The organism is Mucilaginibacter sp. P5_A6, assembly GCF_056400585.1.
In genome coordinates, this window is the sequence record NZ_JBFUKZ010000002.1 from 294,216 (window position 1) to 310,314 (window position 16,099).

Annotated in this window: 16 protein-coding genes; 9 read left to right on the forward strand and 7 right to left on the reverse strand. The window is 40.8% G+C overall.

Annotated elements, in window-relative coordinates; all coding sequences use genetic code 11:
- Positions 1–6: 6 nt before the first annotated feature.
- Positions 7–1,068, reverse strand: coding sequence for an efflux RND transporter periplasmic adaptor subunit (locus tag AC1DO4_RS03295; RefSeq protein ID WP_477412937.1), 1,062 nt, complete (start codon positions 1,066–1,068; stop codon positions 7–9).
- A gap of 260 nt (positions 1,069–1,328) precedes the next feature.
- On the opposite strand from AC1DO4_RS03295, the gene AC1DO4_RS03300 reads away from it, so the two are divergent.
- The 4 genes from AC1DO4_RS03300 (at position 1,329) to AC1DO4_RS03315 (ending at position 4,415) form a co-directional block, all read left to right on the forward strand.
- Positions 1,329–1,919: a TetR/AcrR family transcriptional regulator gene (locus AC1DO4_RS03300; protein WP_477412939.1), complete on the forward strand. Its 591-nt coding sequence runs from the start codon at positions 1,329–1,331 to the stop codon at positions 1,917–1,919.
- Positions 1,920–2,411: 492 nt separating this feature from the next.
- Positions 2,412–2,990 (forward strand): Crp/Fnr family transcriptional regulator, encoded by a 579-nt coding sequence (locus AC1DO4_RS03305; RefSeq protein WP_477412941.1) that lies wholly within the window; start codon positions 2,412–2,414, stop codon positions 2,988–2,990.
- Between the two features lie 77 nt (positions 2,991–3,067).
- The gene (locus AC1DO4_RS03310) at positions 3,068–3,958 is read left to right on the forward strand and encodes an MBL fold metallo-hydrolase (protein ID WP_477412943.1); all 891 of its coding nucleotides are present in this window, start codon (positions 3,068–3,070) and stop codon (positions 3,956–3,958) included.
- A gap of 67 nt (positions 3,959–4,025) precedes the next feature.
- Positions 4,026–4,415 carry a nuclear transport factor 2 family protein gene (locus AC1DO4_RS03315; RefSeq protein WP_477412945.1) on the forward strand — a complete coding sequence of 130 codons (390 nt, stop codon included), beginning with the start codon at positions 4,026–4,028 and terminating at the stop codon, positions 4,413–4,415.
- A gap of 311 nt (positions 4,416–4,726) precedes the next feature.
- Here AC1DO4_RS03315 and AC1DO4_RS03320 read toward each other — a convergent pair whose 3' ends face one another.
- From AC1DO4_RS03320 to AC1DO4_RS03340, 5 genes are all read right to left on the reverse strand, one after another.
- On the reverse strand, positions 4,727–5,362 hold the full coding sequence (locus tag AC1DO4_RS03320) for an NAD(P)H-dependent oxidoreductase (RefSeq protein WP_477412947.1): 636 nt from the start codon (positions 5,360–5,362) through the stop codon (positions 4,727–4,729).
- 114 nt (positions 5,363–5,476) lie between these two features.
- Positions 5,477–6,370 carry a helix-turn-helix domain-containing protein gene (locus AC1DO4_RS03325; protein ID WP_477412949.1) on the reverse strand — a complete coding sequence of 298 codons (894 nt, stop codon included), beginning with the start codon at positions 6,368–6,370 and terminating at the stop codon, positions 5,477–5,479.
- A gap of 62 nt (positions 6,371–6,432) precedes the next feature.
- Positions 6,433–7,221, reverse strand: a complete 789-nt coding sequence (locus AC1DO4_RS03330; protein ID WP_477412951.1) for an SDR family oxidoreductase — start codon at positions 7,219–7,221, stop codon at positions 6,433–6,435.
- A 2-nt stretch (positions 7,222–7,223) separates the two neighbouring features.
- Complete coding sequence (locus AC1DO4_RS03335) at positions 7,224–7,553, reverse strand: hypothetical protein (RefSeq protein ID WP_477412953.1); 330 nt, start codon at positions 7,551–7,553, stop codon at positions 7,224–7,226.
- 312 nt (positions 7,554–7,865) lie between these two features.
- Positions 7,866–8,765 carry a helix-turn-helix domain-containing protein gene (locus AC1DO4_RS03340; RefSeq protein ID WP_477412955.1) on the reverse strand — a complete coding sequence of 300 codons (900 nt, stop codon included), beginning with the start codon at positions 8,763–8,765 and terminating at the stop codon, positions 7,866–7,868.
- A 196-nt stretch (positions 8,766–8,961) separates the two neighbouring features.
- Between AC1DO4_RS03340 and AC1DO4_RS03345 the strand changes: the two genes are divergently transcribed.
- From AC1DO4_RS03345 to AC1DO4_RS03365, 5 genes are all read left to right on the forward strand, one after another.
- Entirely contained in the window at positions 8,962–9,906 is a 945-nt protein-coding gene (locus AC1DO4_RS03345; RefSeq protein WP_477412957.1) for an aldo/keto reductase, read from the forward strand.
- Between the two features lie 103 nt (positions 9,907–10,009).
- Entirely contained in the window at positions 10,010–10,921 is a 912-nt protein-coding gene (locus AC1DO4_RS03350; RefSeq protein ID WP_477412959.1) for an alpha/beta hydrolase, read from the forward strand.
- 35 nt (positions 10,922–10,956) lie between these two features.
- Entirely contained in the window at positions 10,957–12,375 is a 1,419-nt protein-coding gene (locus AC1DO4_RS03355) for a carboxymuconolactone decarboxylase family protein (RefSeq protein WP_477412961.1), read from the forward strand.
- 115 nt (positions 12,376–12,490) lie between these two features.
- Entirely contained in the window at positions 12,491–13,510 is a 1,020-nt protein-coding gene (locus AC1DO4_RS03360) for an amidohydrolase family protein (protein WP_477412964.1), read from the forward strand.
- 251 nt (positions 13,511–13,761) lie between these two features.
- Positions 13,762–14,484 (forward strand): SDR family oxidoreductase, encoded by a 723-nt coding sequence (locus AC1DO4_RS03365; protein WP_477412966.1) that lies wholly within the window; start codon positions 13,762–13,764, stop codon positions 14,482–14,484.
- A gap of 496 nt (positions 14,485–14,980) precedes the next feature.
- Here AC1DO4_RS03365 and AC1DO4_RS03370 read toward each other — a convergent pair whose 3' ends face one another.
- On the reverse strand, positions 14,981–16,060 hold the full coding sequence (locus AC1DO4_RS03370; protein ID WP_477412968.1) for an alkene reductase: 1,080 nt from the start codon (positions 16,058–16,060) through the stop codon (positions 14,981–14,983).
- Between the last annotated feature and the right edge of the window lie 39 nt (positions 16,061–16,099).

Below are 16,099 nucleotides of genomic sequence, written 5' to 3' on the forward strand. Positions count from 1 at the left end.
ATGGGCTTATTTACTGACAATGACAGGGGTTTGATCGGCAAGTTTCTGGTAACCCGAGGTGATCACCTGCTCATTACCCGATAGCCCGGATTTGATCGTGATGCCGTTACTGTAAAGCTGACCGGTAATTACATCTTTCCGTACTGCCTTATGCGCTGCGCTCATTACATAGAGAAAGCTGGCCCCTTTTTCGTCCACCTGAACGGATTGCACGGGAACAATAACTTCTTTAACATCATTAGAGGGGGCGACAGCACCGGCGTTTTTGTTAAACACCACTTTGCAAAGCATGCCGGGCCTTAGCTTCATATCGTTATTAGCCAGCGATATTTTAAGGTTATAATTAGCGCTGCCGTTAAGCGCTAAAACGCCAACTTCGGATACCTTGCCCTGCAAAGGCTGATCCCCTAATGCATCAATTTTTACCGTAGCCGGAGTTCCTGCTTTATAGTGATTGATTTCACTCTCGGGCACCGCAACCAGCACCTTCACCGAACGGGTGTCCAGCAGCTGCAAAACCGGCTGCCCTGGATTGGCAACAGCTCCCGCTTCGGCTTTCTTTTCACCAACATATCCGCTTACCGGTGCATAAAGATGCGTATGAACTATATTCTGGTAAGTTGCGCGGGCGGCGGAGGTTGCCTGTTCATAATTTGACCTGGCTTCCAGCATTTTTATTTCGGAAATGCTACCTTTTTTAAATACATCGTTGATACGGATATAGTTTTCTTCGGCAAGTTTAACCTGCGCCAACTGCGCGTTATACTGGTTACGGTATACTGTTTCATCTACAGCTCCTACCAGTTGTCCTTTTTTAACGTAATCGCCGGTTAGTATCGGGAATGACAGAATAGTTCCGGAAACCTGGAAGCTTAAATCGATTGTCTTTTCAGCTTCAAGTGTTCCGTCGTAAACGATCCGGTCTGTGGTTGACGTGGATTCCGCACTCAAATTGAATACGTTTACCGCTAACGTGTCCAGCCCGTTCTTTTGCTCTTTTTTGCCTGAGCAGCCGGAAATCCAGATACCGGCTATCATTGCTCCCGCAAGTGTAAGTTTGGTTTTCATATAATTAAATTGAACATTATTTGTGTTTCTGTCGATTACTATTCCACTGTTTATTAATCTTAAAGAGCATCGCATAAAGCTTTAAAAAGTTAAAATAAAGCTCAATAGTAAGTTTTATCGCCGCTCAGATATTTTCGACAATTATACAGTATTTGTTTTTGTGATTTTTTAATAATTGTGTCATATTATTAATCTTGCATAATCCGGCAAGTCATTAATGACAAAAAAACCACCAACAAAATTTGTATTTTTGTCGAATCATGAAAGCAGATCAAAACGACAGCATAAGGGAAGAGATCATCGCGGCAGCCGGTGTGGTATTTGAGCGTTACGGCTTTGTAAGGGTATCTATGCAGGATATATCAAATGAATGCAAAAAAGGCCGAAGTACACTTTATCATTATTTTAAGAATAAAACAGAGGTGCTTGATGCGTTGTGTCACAAAATGTTTTCCCAATGCCTTGAGGAAAGTAAAGCCACGATAAGTAAGCGCCGTTCTTTTTCAGCCAATATTGAATCGTTTAACGAGCTGAAAGTCAAACGCCTGCGCGAGTTGGTTTTAAAATACAGCCTGATTATAGAAGACATGAGGCAGGATCCATCGCTGCTGATTATGCAGTCACGTATTATGTCTGAAGAAGAGATTTTAGCCGTGAAGCTCATGATCAGGTGGGCTATGGAAAACAAGGAAATAGCGGAACTAAACGAGGAAGACAGCCAGTTTTTAGCAGAGACCTTACAAACGGTTTTCAAGAGCTTTGATCAGGAAATCATTCTTTTTGGAAGGTTTCCGCAATTTGAAAGCAAAATAACCTGGCTGGCGCAGATAATACATAAAGGCCTGATGTAACGCACGGGTTTAGATGGAAGTTTATACATCCGCACTATTTAATTATACCCAAGTATGAAAATATCACCACAGTTTGGAAAGAAAAAACGGTAGTTTTCAGGCACATAAGGACAGATAAAAGAACCTGAAATGTATTATGGAGGAGAAACAACAACCCGTGCGGCTGTCCGCCGCCGGCCTGTTCAAGCACTTGCATCTGGGAATATGTTATAGGGGCCATATAATGGCCATGGGTATCCAACTTCTCGCATACTGCCCGCGCCTTGTATCTGGCCAGCATATCCGAAACATCCGGGAAATTCATTTTGGGTAGCTGATCAAAATCAGGTCTTATGCCATCAAAAAGTAAGCGGTTACCCAAAGAAAAGCAGTTACCTTTAGGTAAGCAAATGATGACCTGTTCATTCAGCCCAAATCGGTAACTTGCCGGAACAAACCGGATTATTGCCCAAAAGATCTTCAAAATTGATAGAATCATTTACTATGTACCAATTGCTACACGAAAATATTGAACAGCATGTTCATCTTACTGAGGCGGAACTTTCCAGCTTTATGACGCTGTTTGAATTGAAGAAAGTAAGCAAAAAACAAATACTTTTAAGCGCTGGCGAGGTTTGCAGGTTTGAGGGCTTTGTCACCAAAGGGATATTCCGGGTGTATCACATTGACAAAAACGCAGCAGAGCAAATACTTTATTTTGCCATAGAAAATTGGTGGATCACAGATATTGACAGCTTTACTAATGAAAGACCATCGCAGCTTTTTATTGAAGCTATTGAAGATAGTGAGGTGCTTTTAATTTCAAAAAAAGACAAGGAGTTTGCTTATGCAAATTTACCCAAAATAGAGAAGTTATTCCGGGTAATGACCCAAAAGACCCATGTCGCCCTCCAAAGAAGAATGATCGATAATTTAGGTAAAACTGCCGATCAACGCTATGCTGAGTTTATAGAAAGATACCCCCAACTCTTCAGGCGACTTTCTAATCTTCAGATCGCGGCTTACTTAGGCATCAGTCATGAGTTTTTGAGTAAAATAAGAAACAAAGTTGCCCATAAAAAGATAGGCTGAATTTTATTTATTGAACTTGTTCAACATTTTTAGGTATCTGATGACCGCATCTTTGCATCGTCATTAAAAACAAAAAAATGAAACCAGTTATTTCAGCAACTTTTTTAATCATCTTAATCTTATTCAAAATGGACGTACAGGCACAAAGTTTCAAAACTATTGAAGCAAACAATCTAAAGCTACAGGTTTACAACGCATCAGAAAATAGTTTTGGTGTAGCTTCAGTTATTGTATCAGGAAAAACAGATGCGGTTCTGATCGACGCACAATTTACCCTGGCAGACGCTGAAAAGGTAGCCCAGGAAATAAAAAATTCAGGTAAAAAATTAACCGCTATTTATGTTTCTTATGGCGACCCTGATTTTTACTTCGGGTTGGAAGTATTCAAGAAATATTTCCCGGAAGTAACCGCTTATGCATCACCGGCAACCGTAGAGCACATCAAAGCGACGGCTCAAAAGAAATTAGATGTCTGGGGTGGGCAATTGGGTAATAAAGTTACTTCAAACGTTGTTTTACCGCAGGTTCTGAAAGGAAACAGCATTGACCTGGAAGGCCAGAAATTAGAGATCATTGGTTTAGAAGAATTTCCGGCTAAAACTTTTGTCTGGATACCTTCTATCAAAGCCGTGATAGGTGGTATTAATGTTTTTGGAACCACTTTCCATCTTTGGATGGCTGATGCACAAACAACGGAAGCCCGTAAAGAATGGATCAGCGTTTTAGACAAAATTGAGGCATTACATCCTGCTGTCGTGGTTCCCGCCCACGCTAATTCTGCAAGTCCGTTCGACGAAAGCGCAGTGAAGCATACAAAAGATTATATCCAGTTCTACGAAGAAGCTTTGAAAACCAACAAAACATCAGCGGCACTGATTGCCGCGTTAAAAGCAAAATATTCCGCGCTTACTTTTGACATCGCCTTGCAAATAGGTGCAAAAGTAAACACAGGCGAAATGAAATGGTAAAATTATCAATCCTGTTCAATCTGGCAGTGTTTATCGCGCTGTCAGGTTGTTCTTTAAATAAAAAAAAATGACAAACTTAGAGATCGTAAGGAGCACCTACGAGGGTAAAACGTCCGAGGAAAATGGTAAAAATCTGGCTAAATATGTAGCTGATAATATCAGTTGGACAGAAGCCAAAGGATTTCCTTATGGCGGAATTTACATCGGCCTGGATAGCATCACTAAAAATGTTTTCAGCCGCTTAGGCAGCGAATGGATAGATTATAAATTTACACCGGAAGACTATGTGGCCAACGAAGATAAGGTGGTAGCCTATGGCACCTACACAGGGACTTATAAAATAGCAGGTAAACCATTTGAAGCAAGGGTTGCGCATGTATGGAAATTGAAAGATGGAAGAATTATAAGTTTTGAACAGTTTGTAGATAGTCAATCAGTAAACAATTCCATGAGGTAATAAGCATATTCGTTGCTTTAATTGCTTTGAGTATCTAATAAATTATTATGTTAAGAAATTGGGAAGTCGGTTTAAAACCAACTTCCCAATTTCAATTTATATCAAACTGATATCCCTGTGTAATCCCGGTTACCAGTAAACTAAAATCAGCAGATAACTTTTTTCCTATGATTGATTCCCCAGGTTTTCAAAGCTTGGATAACATCGTAAAGCGTGTACTGAGGTAGCTACTTTAAATTTAAGCAGGCAACAGATTGTAGTGCCTTTGGCGGAGGTGCTGCGCTCCTATCTTCGGCCAAAAACTTTATTGCCTAATTTAATACTTCTTGATTAGAAAATTGTTTTAACTCAAAAACTTCATTTAGGTGTGACGGATAGTTTTCAAGGTCTTTGGCAATGTCGCTTCTTCTGAAAATGTCAAAGCAATTGTAGCCGTCCATGATTTCATAACCACAAAAACGGTAATTGCTGGTAATGTTAAGGAAAAGGTCTGCTGCGCTTTTTCCTTGCAGCAATTGTTGTGCAGGGTTGTCAAATGCTTCCGCCGGTGCATTCCAGGTTGCACAGATCATGAATTTTTTCCCCTGCAGGTGTCCGCCTGTTCCGTATTGCTTTGTCGGGTCGTCTTTAGTTCTGCCGTCATCAGACAGGAATGCTTTACTGAACAACCCGGAATTGAAAACTTCGTCAACATACTTTTTATAGATCCAGGGTGCGCCGAACCAGTTTACCGGCATTTGTAAAATCACCATATCGGCTTCTAAATGCTTTTGTACTTCTTCTTCAGGATTGTAACCGTCTTCAACGGTTGTTTCCAGAACATCAAATGCTTGTGATGTAAAAAAATCCTTTGCAACCTGATGGAAAGCATTGTTTAATGTTCCTTCTGTCCAGTTAGGATATGTTAAATGTGTATTGATTAGTAATACTTTTTTTGTTTCTACCATTTCTTTTGATCTTAAAGTGTTGATTCTAAAGACAAAACTATAAAGCACCAACATGGCAGAAGGGTAGAAATCACTACAAAGAAGGAAACAAATTACTGTTACAAAAAAAACGGCCTAAAGCCGTTGCTTATCCAAAAGCTTGTCGGTTACTTGCAGCCTGTATTCTTTCGGGGTCAAATTAACTTGCTTCTTGAAAAACTTAGCAAAGTAATTTGGGTATTCAAAGCCAAGCTCATAAGCAATTTCGGTATTGTTTAAATCACTTCTTTTTTCAAGCATCTCTTTTGCTTTCCTGATCACAAATTCGTGAATATTTTCAAGAGGTGATTTTTGAGTAAAGTGTTTAATGATGTCGCCTAAATAGTTTGGTGTTAAACCTAATTTATCGGCGAAATATTGAACTGTAGGAATATTTTTAAGTGGTTGATTGTAATAATTTACCAGGAGTTGCTGAAACCCCGATACGACGGGACTGTATTGTACTGGATTTGACGAGAGTTGTCTTTTATAAAATGCTTCCACTAACGAAACTAAAACATGAACATAAGAAAGTAAAACCTCAAAGTTTTCTTTTCTGCTATTATAGTATTTCAGCATCATGTAAAAAATGGTCCTGATTTCTTGTTCTTCTTTTTCTGTTAAATGTAATGGTTCATGCTCGCCATAGTCAAGGTAGTTTTTGAACAAAAAACGGTTTTCCTCGATCAGGTTCTTAGAAATCTGTAAATACAGTCCATTGAATGCAGGTTCTATGTCCCAGCCGTTTGGCTGTCCGGGGCTGTTAAAGAAAACGGCCGTAACTGGTTTAGGATTGCCCGGATCAAAGTCGGAAACGGATTTATCAATGAAATTGCTCTTGACGGAGATGCGGTAAAAGTCAATTGATACTGGTTCCGATTTCAAACGCATTTTAGGAACGTCATAGTAACCAATGTCAATGTTGGTGTCTAAGGGTTGCGGCAACCCTACATATTTATTGAATGACTCAAAGCCTTTAAACAATGTCATTCTATAAAGTTAAACATTTCTGATATGTGCCTGTATATTAGCCTCTATTTTTGATTGTGCCATTACTCATATGCTAAAGATGAAGATAAGGCACGATAAGTATTAGCTTGTTCCTGTAGTTCTTTCGCCTTTCTTTCTGCTTCTGCAATGCTATCTGCTCCCGCCATCCAACGTTTTGGAGGCGTGTTTTCACTCGCAATTTCAAGCAATGCTGTTGCTAATTTAGCAGGATCACCGCCTTGTTGTCCGCTCGTGCTTTTCCAAAATGGGCGGAGTGCTGCAATACGGGCCGCATAATCTTCTACCTGATTTTCTGACCAGATTGTTGAAGATGGTTCCAGCAAGTTCGTTCTGAAAAATCCGGGATCTACAATGGTAGTATGTATGCCAAATGGTGCAACCTCCATTTGTAAAGATTCCATCCAACCCTCTAAACCAAACTTGGATGCAGCATAGGCTGAACAAAGTTCATAACCAACTAAACCGGCAGTAGATGAAATGGATATGATATGCCCTGATTTGCTTTTTCTCATAACAGGCAAAACAGCCCTTGTTACATTCATGGGACCAAACAAATTAGTAGCTATTTGCCGCTCAACCTGATCCTGGCTTAACTCTTCAAAAAAGCCTGCATAAAAGTTGCCCGCATTATTAACCAGCACATCAATTGTTCCGAATTTCTCAATGGCTGAATTTACTCCTGTATCTATTTCTTTTGGATTAGTTACATCCATTTTTATCACCAACAAATTACCGGTAACGTCAGCGATAGCTTTTGTTACTTTACCCATATCTCTACCTGTTGCAACAACTTTATTGCCTGCGGCAAGTGCAGCTTTAGCAATTTGCAATCCTATTCATCAACCAATATCCATTTAAATACAGTTCTTGACAGCAAATAACTTTTATCCGGAAGATCATAGTAACCCAATGCGCTGCCGGTTGCCAGGTTAAGATGATGCAGCATTTGATCGGGCGTCATCGTTCCCCACTGTTTTTCAGAATTACTGGTGATACGATTTATTCGAAGTGTAAACTCGTACAGTGTTTTTGTTGAAAAGAAATCCATGCCCTTAATCCCTTTTGTAAATGGGGCTTTAGCTAATGCCAAAGTAATGGGCAAAGTGCTATCGATAAGCTGGGCATTGATAATGGATCTTTTGAGTTTATTTTGCTGCTGCATTTAATTAAAATTTACAGTACAAAATTACGCTCCAATAAATAACTGCTGTTAGTACAAAAGGGTGGATCTCTGACACAAAAGAACCACTTGTGCAGATAGTAGTAAACAGTTCTTGCGCCGAAACGGTGTGGTCTCATTCATCAGAATCTCCAAATTAAGTCCGTTTTGTCGCTTTAGGTAAAGTCGCTTTTAATATCCCATCTTAAGAATGTCCGTTTATTTGTTAAAATTATTAACTATTTTTTGACATGCTCAGGCCTTATGAAACAAAGTCGTAAGGCCTTTTTTATTCAAATGCATTGCGCTTATCTATCAATTCAATGAATTCCGGTATTCATTAGGTGAATGCCCAACATGCTGTTTAAAGAAACGGGTAAAATGTGAGGGATACTTGAAGCCAAGCTTATAAGCAACCTCACTTACTGATTTACTTATATCGAGTATCTGTTCTTTCGCAGCATCAATCAGTTTTAGCTGTATGTACTCCTGTGCTGATTTCCCAGTTTCTTTTTTTACCAGATCTCCGAAATATTTTGGAGACAGATTGAGTTGGGCTGCACAATACGAAACTGAAGGCAATCCCAGGGTTTGCAGCCTTTCCGACTGGAAGTAATCGTTCAGTAATCCCTCAAATCCAGTCAATACATCCTTATGAATATGTTCTCTTGTAAGGAACTGCCTGTCGTAAAACCGGACAGAATAATTCAGGAACATTTCGATGTTACTGACGATCAACGTCCTGCTGTGCTTATCAATTGGGTGAGCTAATTCATATCGGATCTTATTAAAACACTCCAGCACTATTTCTCTTTCTGCATCGGATACGTGAAGCGCTTCATTGACATCGTAAGAGAAAAAACTGTATTCGTTAATGCATTTGCCAAGATGGGTCCCACGGATCAAATCGGGATGAAAGAACAATCCCCACCCCGTTGGTTGTATCATGTTTTCGCTTTCCTCAAAACCAAATACCTGCCCGGGTGCAATAAAAAGGAGCGTTCCCTCTTCGTAGTCGTAGTGATTGCGGCCATATTTCATCTCCCCGCACTTCTCGTCTTTTAAAAAGATCATGTATACGTCCGAAATATAACGTGCCTCCTTTACAGGCTTCGACAGTGACTGGTCAAGAACGCTAACCAAAGGATGCAAGGTCTTCTGTCCCCGGTCGTTATTGATCTGAGCCACGCTTTCAATTCTAAGAGGATTTCCCATGACTTCGGTTATTTGAGGTGAAATTAGATTAAGTATTGCAAACAATCTTACAGAAATACTCCTGAACAGAAATAATGGTAAGAGAAACAGGAATCTGTATAACTATCTGATGCAAAAGTATAAAGAACTTCGCTCCGTCCAATGATCTATTGAATCATTGGATATAGTTCTGCAAAAACAGTAAAAATAAAGAGAAATGAAAAACTTACCATCAATAGCATTAGGTACCTGGTCATGGGGAACAGGCTTAGCGGGAGGCGACCAGGTTTTCGGCAACAACCTTAACGCGGGGGATTTGAAGCAGGTGTTTGATACAGCAATGAAGGCTGGGTTTAATCTGTGGGATACTGCTGCGGCTTATGGCATGGGCTCATCCGAATCCATTTTAGGTGAATTTGTAAAGCAATATCCGCGCGAGGACATCCTGTTATCTACCAAGTTCACTCCACAAATGGCAGGTTCTTCCAGCAACCCTGTCGAGGAAATGCTGAATAGCAGTTTGGAGCGTTTGGGAACAGACTATATAGACATTTACTGGATTCATAACCCCACCGACGTTAGTAAATGGACTCCTGAACTGATTCCGCTGCTTAAAAGCGGAAAAATAAAAAGCGTTGGGGTATCTAACCATAACCTGGAAGAAATTAAACTGGCAAATAGTATCCTCGCAAAAGCAGGCTTTAGTATTTCCGCCGTTCAAAACCATTATAGTCTTTTATACCGTTCATCCGAAGATGCCGGAATCATTGACTATTGCAAAACACATGACATCACTTTCTTTGCTTATATGGTGTTGGAACAAGGTACATTATCTGGCAAATATAACACCCGGAACCCGCTTCCCGAAGGTAGTGCCAGAGCAAATACCTACAATAAAGTACTTCCGCAAGTAGAAGAATTAACCGATGTAATGAAAGAAATTGGCGTCGGCAAAAATGCTTCCGTTGCCCAGGTTGCCATTGCGTGGGCCATTTCTAAAAACACCTTGCCCATTATCGGCATTACTAAAACTTCACAAATTGAAGACGCTTTAAATGCCACTAAAATTATTTTAACTATTCAGGAAATAGAAAAGATAGAGTCATTGGCAGCAAAGGCGGGAGTTGATACCCAGGGTGCCTGGGAAAAATCAATGATATAATTGTACTGGGCGCTAAAGACAGGCTCACCCCAAATTTGCCCCACCGATGGCATCATTCACAGTTCATTTACATCCTTAAAAACGAAGCATTCAATTTACCAGAATGAAAAAAGCAAGAAGTTTTAAAAACAAAGACCTGAAGATGGCAGCCGAAATACATCTGCCGGAGGGTTTTATTGAAACAAAAAAATATCCCGCTATTGTATGTATCCACCCTGCCGGCGGCGTAAAAGAACAAACCATCGGGATGTATGCTTCACGGCTGGCGGAACATGGATTTGTAGTATTGACGTTTGATGCTTCGTACCAGGGAGCAAGCGAAGGAGAGCCCCGTTACCTGGAAGAGCCTACTGCCAGAGTGGAAGACGCCCGTGCTGGTGCCGATTATTTATCAACGCTTCCTTACATTGATACCGACCGCATGGGAGTGTTCGGGATTTGTGCAGGTGGCGGTTATGCCATCAGCGTGGCACAAACAGAACATCGCTTTAAAGCAGTAGCAACGATTAGTGCAGCACCTATGGGTGAAGGCTTCCGAAACTTTCTTGGAAACGAAACACCCGCTTCTGTTTTGCTGGATATGCTAAAAAATGTAGGGCAACAGCGCACTGTAGAGGCAAATGGCGGAGAACTCCTTTACGTGCACTGGGTACCTGAAACAAAAGAAGAGATCAATGAAAATACCCCCGATCTATGGAGAGAAGGTCATGACTATTATAAAACGCCAAGGGGACAACATCCAAATTCCGTGAATAAATATTTATTTACCGGCACAGACAGAATGATAGCCTTCTCGGCCTTTGACCAAATCAGCACGTTGCTTACGCAACCCATTCTTTTAATTGCCGGAAGTAAAGCTGATACCAGATTGTTCAGCGAACAGGCCTACAGCCTCGCAAAAGGCAAAAAAGAATTATTCATTGTAGAAGGTGCAACTCACATTGCCCTTTACGACATACCTGAATATGTAAATCAGATTGTACCAAAGCTGATTGATTTTTTTCAGGCACTATAATAATTATCTAAATAAATCCCCATAAGAAAAACGAAATGAACAAAGAAAACGGTTCAAAAAAAGTCTTGTTCGTAGTAACAAGCTGTAATGTAAAAGGAGCTACAGGTATCCCAACAGGATTTAACCTAAGCGAAGTTTCCCATCCGCTGGAAAAATTGGAAGCAAGCGGTGTTGTTGTTGATATTGCATCTATAAAAGGCGGCGAAGCCCCATTAGATGGCTTAGAGGATTTCAATGATCCGGTTAATGCCAAATATTGGGCAGATGCTGATTTTCGTAAGGCTATCGCGAATACCCTGATATTAGATGATGCAAAAGCTTCAGACTATGACGCCATATTTTTTGCAGGTGGTCACGGAACCATGTGGGATTTTGCTGATAGTCCCGCAGTCTTAAAGTTAGTACCGGAGTTTTATGAGTCCGGGAAAATTGTTTCGGCAGTTTGCCACGGCCCTGCGGCTTTGGTAAATGTAAAACTAAGTGATGGCTCATATTTGATCTCGGGTAAAAATGTGGCAGGTTTTACTAATGGCGAAGAGGAAGAAGTGCAGTCAACCAATGTAGTTCCATTCCTGCTGCAGGATGCTTTAATTAACCACGGCGCTGTTTACAAGCACGCGCCTAATTGGAACAACAACATCGCTATTGATGGCAGGTTGATCACGGGTCAAAATCCGCAATCTGCCGCAAGTGTAGGGGAAGCCATCGTAAAAGCGCTTAAAATTAACAGCACCGGTGCAACAGCGCCTAAACCTGCATTTTCAAGCGCTGATGTAAGTAGCATCTCTCCTCCACTAGGCAAGTATATTGCTGAAAAATTAGTCGGCGAGGTTTGGGAACGCCCCGGGTTATCAAAGCATGACCGTTGCATAGTTACTTTATCAAGCCTGATAGCAAGAAACCAAAGTAATGCAATGCCCCATTACTTTATTAAAGCGCTGAACAACGGTATTACACCTGGCGAACTTTCAGAGATTATTACTCACCTTGCTTTCTATTCGGGAGTGCCTAACGCCATGTCGGCTGTGGCTGTTGCAAAAGATGTATTTGCAAACTATGGAATATCACAAGCAGAATTACCTTCAATCGACCCACTGACGCTTGATAAAAATGAAGCTTTACCGGGCGACGAAAACAGGGTAGCTTTCATTCAACAAAACATCGCCCCAATAGCAGAAGGTTTTGCTAAGTACACCAATGAATTATTGTATGGCGAAGTTTGGCTACGTGCTGGATTATCATCAAGAAGCAGAAGCCTGGCAACGGTATGTGCAATGATCGCAGCCGGGGATATTCAATTTCTGGGAATGTACATGGGCAGGGCTGTTGAGCACGGCATTACCAGGCAGGAAATGGGTGAAGCATTGACTCAACTGGCATTTTATGCAGGCTGGCCTAAACTTATTTCTGCGTCAGAAATTGTAAAAGAGGTATATGACGGTGTAGGTAAATAATTTCTTTAGCTAACGTATCCCTAAAAAAAGCTTTGGGAGTAAAATACCGGGTTCTTATATAAAAGAGCAGGGCTCCATTACGACGGGTCTGGTTCAAATCATCACTAAAATAAACATGATGCCAATAAAGAAAATCATTACCATTGAGGAGCATTTTATCCTGAAAAGCATCTCGCAAAAAGTAACCGCATTCAACATCAAAGAAAATGGAGGGGTAGCGCCCAACGATGAAGTGCAAAAGGAGCTAATGAAAATTGGGCCAACCAGCGATGATATGGAAGATGTTGGGGAGCGGCGGATAAAATTTATGGATGAGAGCGGCATCGACATGCAGGTGCTTTCGTATGGTGCCGGAGGCCCTCAAAATATAACAGACAAAACCTTAGCTATTGAACTTTGCCAGGAAGCCAATGATGAATTAGCTAATTTGATAAAACTGCACCCAACAAGGTTTGCCGGCTTTGCCAATTTGCCCGTTGCTGATCCAACTGCAGCCGGGGAAGAATTGAACCGGACTGTGAAAGAATTAGGTTTTAAAGGCGCAATGCTTTCAGGAACTTTCAATGGTCGCTTTTTTGATGAACATGAATTTTTACCCATTTTTTCCAAAGCCCGGGAATTAAAGGTGCCTGTATATATGCACCCTGGTTTCATCTCAAAAAATATCGCCGCGCACTATTATCAGAGTGATAGCTGGCCTGCCGTTGCAGGGGCTATGTTTGCATCAGCAGGGTATGGCTGGCATTTAGATTCAGGGATTGCAATTGTCCGATTAATTGCTTCGGCCATTTTTGACAAACTACCAGATCTGATACTAATTTCAGGACATTGGGGCGAACTGGTTCCTTTTTTCCTGAATCGCTTAGACGATCAATTAAGCAAGACTTTAAAATTAGACCGCAAGATTTCCGACTATTATAAAAGCAATATCTATATCACACCCAGCGGGCTTTTTTCTAACGCTCAACTTAAATATGTGATTGATGAGTTGGGGCTAGATAAAATTATCTATTCAGGTGACTATCCTTATTTAATAGATAAAAACACCAGGCAATTTCTTGAAACAGCACCTATTTCACAAGAGGCCAAAGAAAAAATCGGTTATAAGAATGCCGAAAAATTGCTGAGTTTATAGTCTGTTTTTTTGTAGACTACTTCGTGAATACATCCATAAGCATTGTGGCAGCTACCGTTACCAATTTTATTATACACCTTTCTTGTCTACAATCGGAATAATGGTAAACAAAACAGGAATCCATATAACGGCCTTGCCCGAAAGTATCAGGAACTTTGTCCTTCAATAAAGTAAGGACATTTACTGAGGCTATGAAAGGCATTGAAGTAAAAACAGAGTCTTTTAAGAACATTTAATTTTAACAAAAACTAATGAAATTATCAAACAACAAAATTTTAATCACTGGCGGAGCCACTGGCATCGGTTTGGGATTGACTGAAAGATTTATTCAGGAAAATAACCAGGTTATCATTTGTGGCAGAAGGAAAGAAGCGCTGAAAGAAGTATCAGACAAATTCCCGGCAGTAATAACAAAGGTTTGCGACCTATCAGAGGAATCCGGGCGGATGGAAATTTATCATTGGATTGCTGAACATCACAGTGATTTGAACGTATTGGTAAACAATGCAGGCATTCAAAACTGGATGGATATTTCAGATAAAAGCTTTTATGATAAAGCAAAAAATGAAATTCAAATAAATGTTTTAGCTCCGCTACATTTGACTTCGCTCTTTACCGAAATCAAATCATTGGATACTGTCATCAATGTAACTTCCGGCCTGGCATTTGCGCCGCTTACAAAAGTGCCCGTTTATTGCGCCACAAAAGCTTTTTTTCACTCGTTTACCCTTTCATTGAGGCATTTGCTAAAATCAAAAAATATAGAGGTCATCGAATTGATTCCGCCAGCCCTCAACACTGACCTGGGAGGTAAAGGGTTGCACAGCGAGCATCCTTCTGTTGGTGATTTTATTAATGGAGTGTTTCAACAACTGGAAGAAGGCAAAAATGAATTGACTTTTGGATATAGCGAAATGCTATCGAAAGCAACACCAGCTGAAATACAGGGAATGTTTAAAAGAATGAACCCATAAGAAGAAATAATCAATATTTTGAAGTTAGCGTGTTGGAAATGAATTAAATGAGTCGTATCAGATTTTTTTCATGATCTCGAAGCCAATATTATAAAATATGGGCAGCATTTTAATAATTGAAACTGGGTATAAAAAGGTATTGCGAGACATCCTAAGCTGTTTCGCGGTGCCTGGTCAGCGTTACATAAATCAATAGAGCCTTATGAAGCTTTTTTTGAACCACATTGTCCAAGATTTACAGAAAATAGCAAAGCTGACTTAATCGGTTCGAGCCCAGTTTCGGAAAAACGCGACAAGCATTTATGGCCAAATATACTCCGATAACAAAATACTTAAACCGATAAAAGCCGGGGATCTCACTCCCGACTTTATTAATCAGTTTAAATACTAAAAGGACTCATGCCATGTAAGACGTGGGGCCGAGATCCTTATAGTATCCCGTTGATTTTATCCAAATGTATTCGAAACTACCACTTCGTGAAAGGTAGCTTCAGGATCAATCTTTCAAGAACGGATAATCGGTATACCCCTTTTCTCCTCCACCATACATTGTAGCTACGTCCGGTACATTTAGCTCAGCATTCAATTCAAACCGTCTAGGCAAATCGGGGTTGGCAAGAAGTAATGAGCCGTAAGAGATTATTTTAGCGATTCCCTTTTCCAGTTCTGCTTTCCCGCTATCTTTATTGAACCCGCCATTGGCGATGACCAGGTGTTTACTTATACTCCCGAATGTTTCCACAGCATTCTTAGGGTAGTGCGGGTAATTATCCAAAGGGAACAAGCCATTCATCAGATGAATATAGGCCAATGGTAATTCATTCAATGCTTCGATCAAAGGTTTGAATTGAGCAACAGGATCACTGTTTTCTATATTGTTATAATGGACAGTTGGCGATAGCTTAATGCCAACTTTATCGCTTCCCGACGCATCAACCAGTTCCTGCATAACATCCAACACAAAGCGGTTCCTGTTCTCAATGCTGCCACCATACTCATCAGTCCGGAGGTTTGCACTTTCCGATAAAAATTGGTTAGGTAAATATCCGAATGCTGCATGTAATTCAACTCCATCGAAACCGGCAGCGATAGCATTTTTGGCAGCCTGACCGTAATCCTTTACGATCTGCTTGATCTCTGCGGTAGTTAATTCCTGTGGAGTTTCGTAATCTTTCATTCCCTGGGAGGTGAAATGCTGCTGCCCTTTTATCCCTACTGCCGATGGTGCTACAGGAAGTTTTCCCTTTCTATCTACCGAATGCCCGACACGGCCGGTATGCCATAACTGCGCGTACATAACACCTCCTTTGTCGTGAACCGATTGGGTCACTTTCTTCCAGGCCTCAATTTGCTCCCCGCTGTATAGGCCAGGCGTAAATGGGCTGCCCAACGCCTGTTCCGAGATATTGATGGCCTCCGTAAGGATGAGCCCGGCATTGGCACGCTGCGTATAGTATAATACAGTCAGCTCTGATACGACCCCCTCAATGTTAGCCCGGCTGCGTGTCATAGGTGCCATCGCAATGGCGTTCTGCAATATTTCTTTTCCTAATGTTATCTTTTCTAATAATTTCATGGTCTCTTTTTTTATTATCTTATTGATATCTGTAAATTG

What these genes read in the sequence shown, in the direction of transcription:
- AC1DO4_RS03360 (WP_477412964.1), top strand. Translation starts at nt 12,491, where the DNA reads ATGATGCCAATAAAGAAAATCATTACCATTGAGGAGCATTTTATCCTG.
- AC1DO4_RS03370 (WP_477412968.1), bottom strand. Translation starts at nt 16,060, where the DNA reads ATGAAATTATTAGAAAAGATAACATTAGGAAAAGAAATATTGCAGAAC.
- AC1DO4_RS03325 (WP_477412949.1), bottom strand. Translation starts at nt 6,370, where the DNA reads ATGACATTGTTTAAAGGCTTTGAGTCATTCAATAAATATGTAGGGTTG.
- AC1DO4_RS03310 (WP_477412943.1), top strand. Translation starts at nt 3,068, where the DNA reads ATGAAACCAGTTATTTCAGCAACTTTTTTAATCATCTTAATCTTATTC.
- AC1DO4_RS03335 (WP_477412953.1), bottom strand. Translation starts at nt 7,553, where the DNA reads ATGCAGCAGCAAAATAAACTCAAAAGATCCATTATCAATGCCCAGCTT.
- AC1DO4_RS03345 (WP_477412957.1), top strand. Translation starts at nt 8,962, where the DNA reads ATGAAAAACTTACCATCAATAGCATTAGGTACCTGGTCATGGGGAACA.
- AC1DO4_RS03365 (WP_477412966.1), top strand. Translation starts at nt 13,762, where the DNA reads ATGAAATTATCAAACAACAAAATTTTAATCACTGGCGGAGCCACTGGC.
- AC1DO4_RS03355 (WP_477412961.1), top strand. Translation starts at nt 10,957, where the DNA reads ATGAACAAAGAAAACGGTTCAAAAAAAGTCTTGTTCGTAGTAACAAGC.
- AC1DO4_RS03340 (WP_477412955.1), bottom strand. Translation starts at nt 8,765, where the DNA reads ATGGGAAATCCTCTTAGAATTGAAAGCGTGGCTCAGATCAATAACGAC.
- AC1DO4_RS03295 (WP_477412937.1), bottom strand. Translation starts at nt 1,068, where the DNA reads ATGAAAACCAAACTTACACTTGCGGGAGCAATGATAGCCGGTATCTGG.
- AC1DO4_RS03315 (WP_477412945.1), top strand. Translation starts at nt 4,026, where the DNA reads ATGACAAACTTAGAGATCGTAAGGAGCACCTACGAGGGTAAAACGTCC.
- AC1DO4_RS03300 (WP_477412939.1), top strand. Translation starts at nt 1,329, where the DNA reads ATGAAAGCAGATCAAAACGACAGCATAAGGGAAGAGATCATCGCGGCA.
- AC1DO4_RS03350 (WP_477412959.1), top strand. Translation starts at nt 10,010, where the DNA reads ATGAAAAAAGCAAGAAGTTTTAAAAACAAAGACCTGAAGATGGCAGCC.
- AC1DO4_RS03320 (WP_477412947.1), bottom strand. Translation starts at nt 5,362, where the DNA reads ATGGTAGAAACAAAAAAAGTATTACTAATCAATACACATTTAACATAT.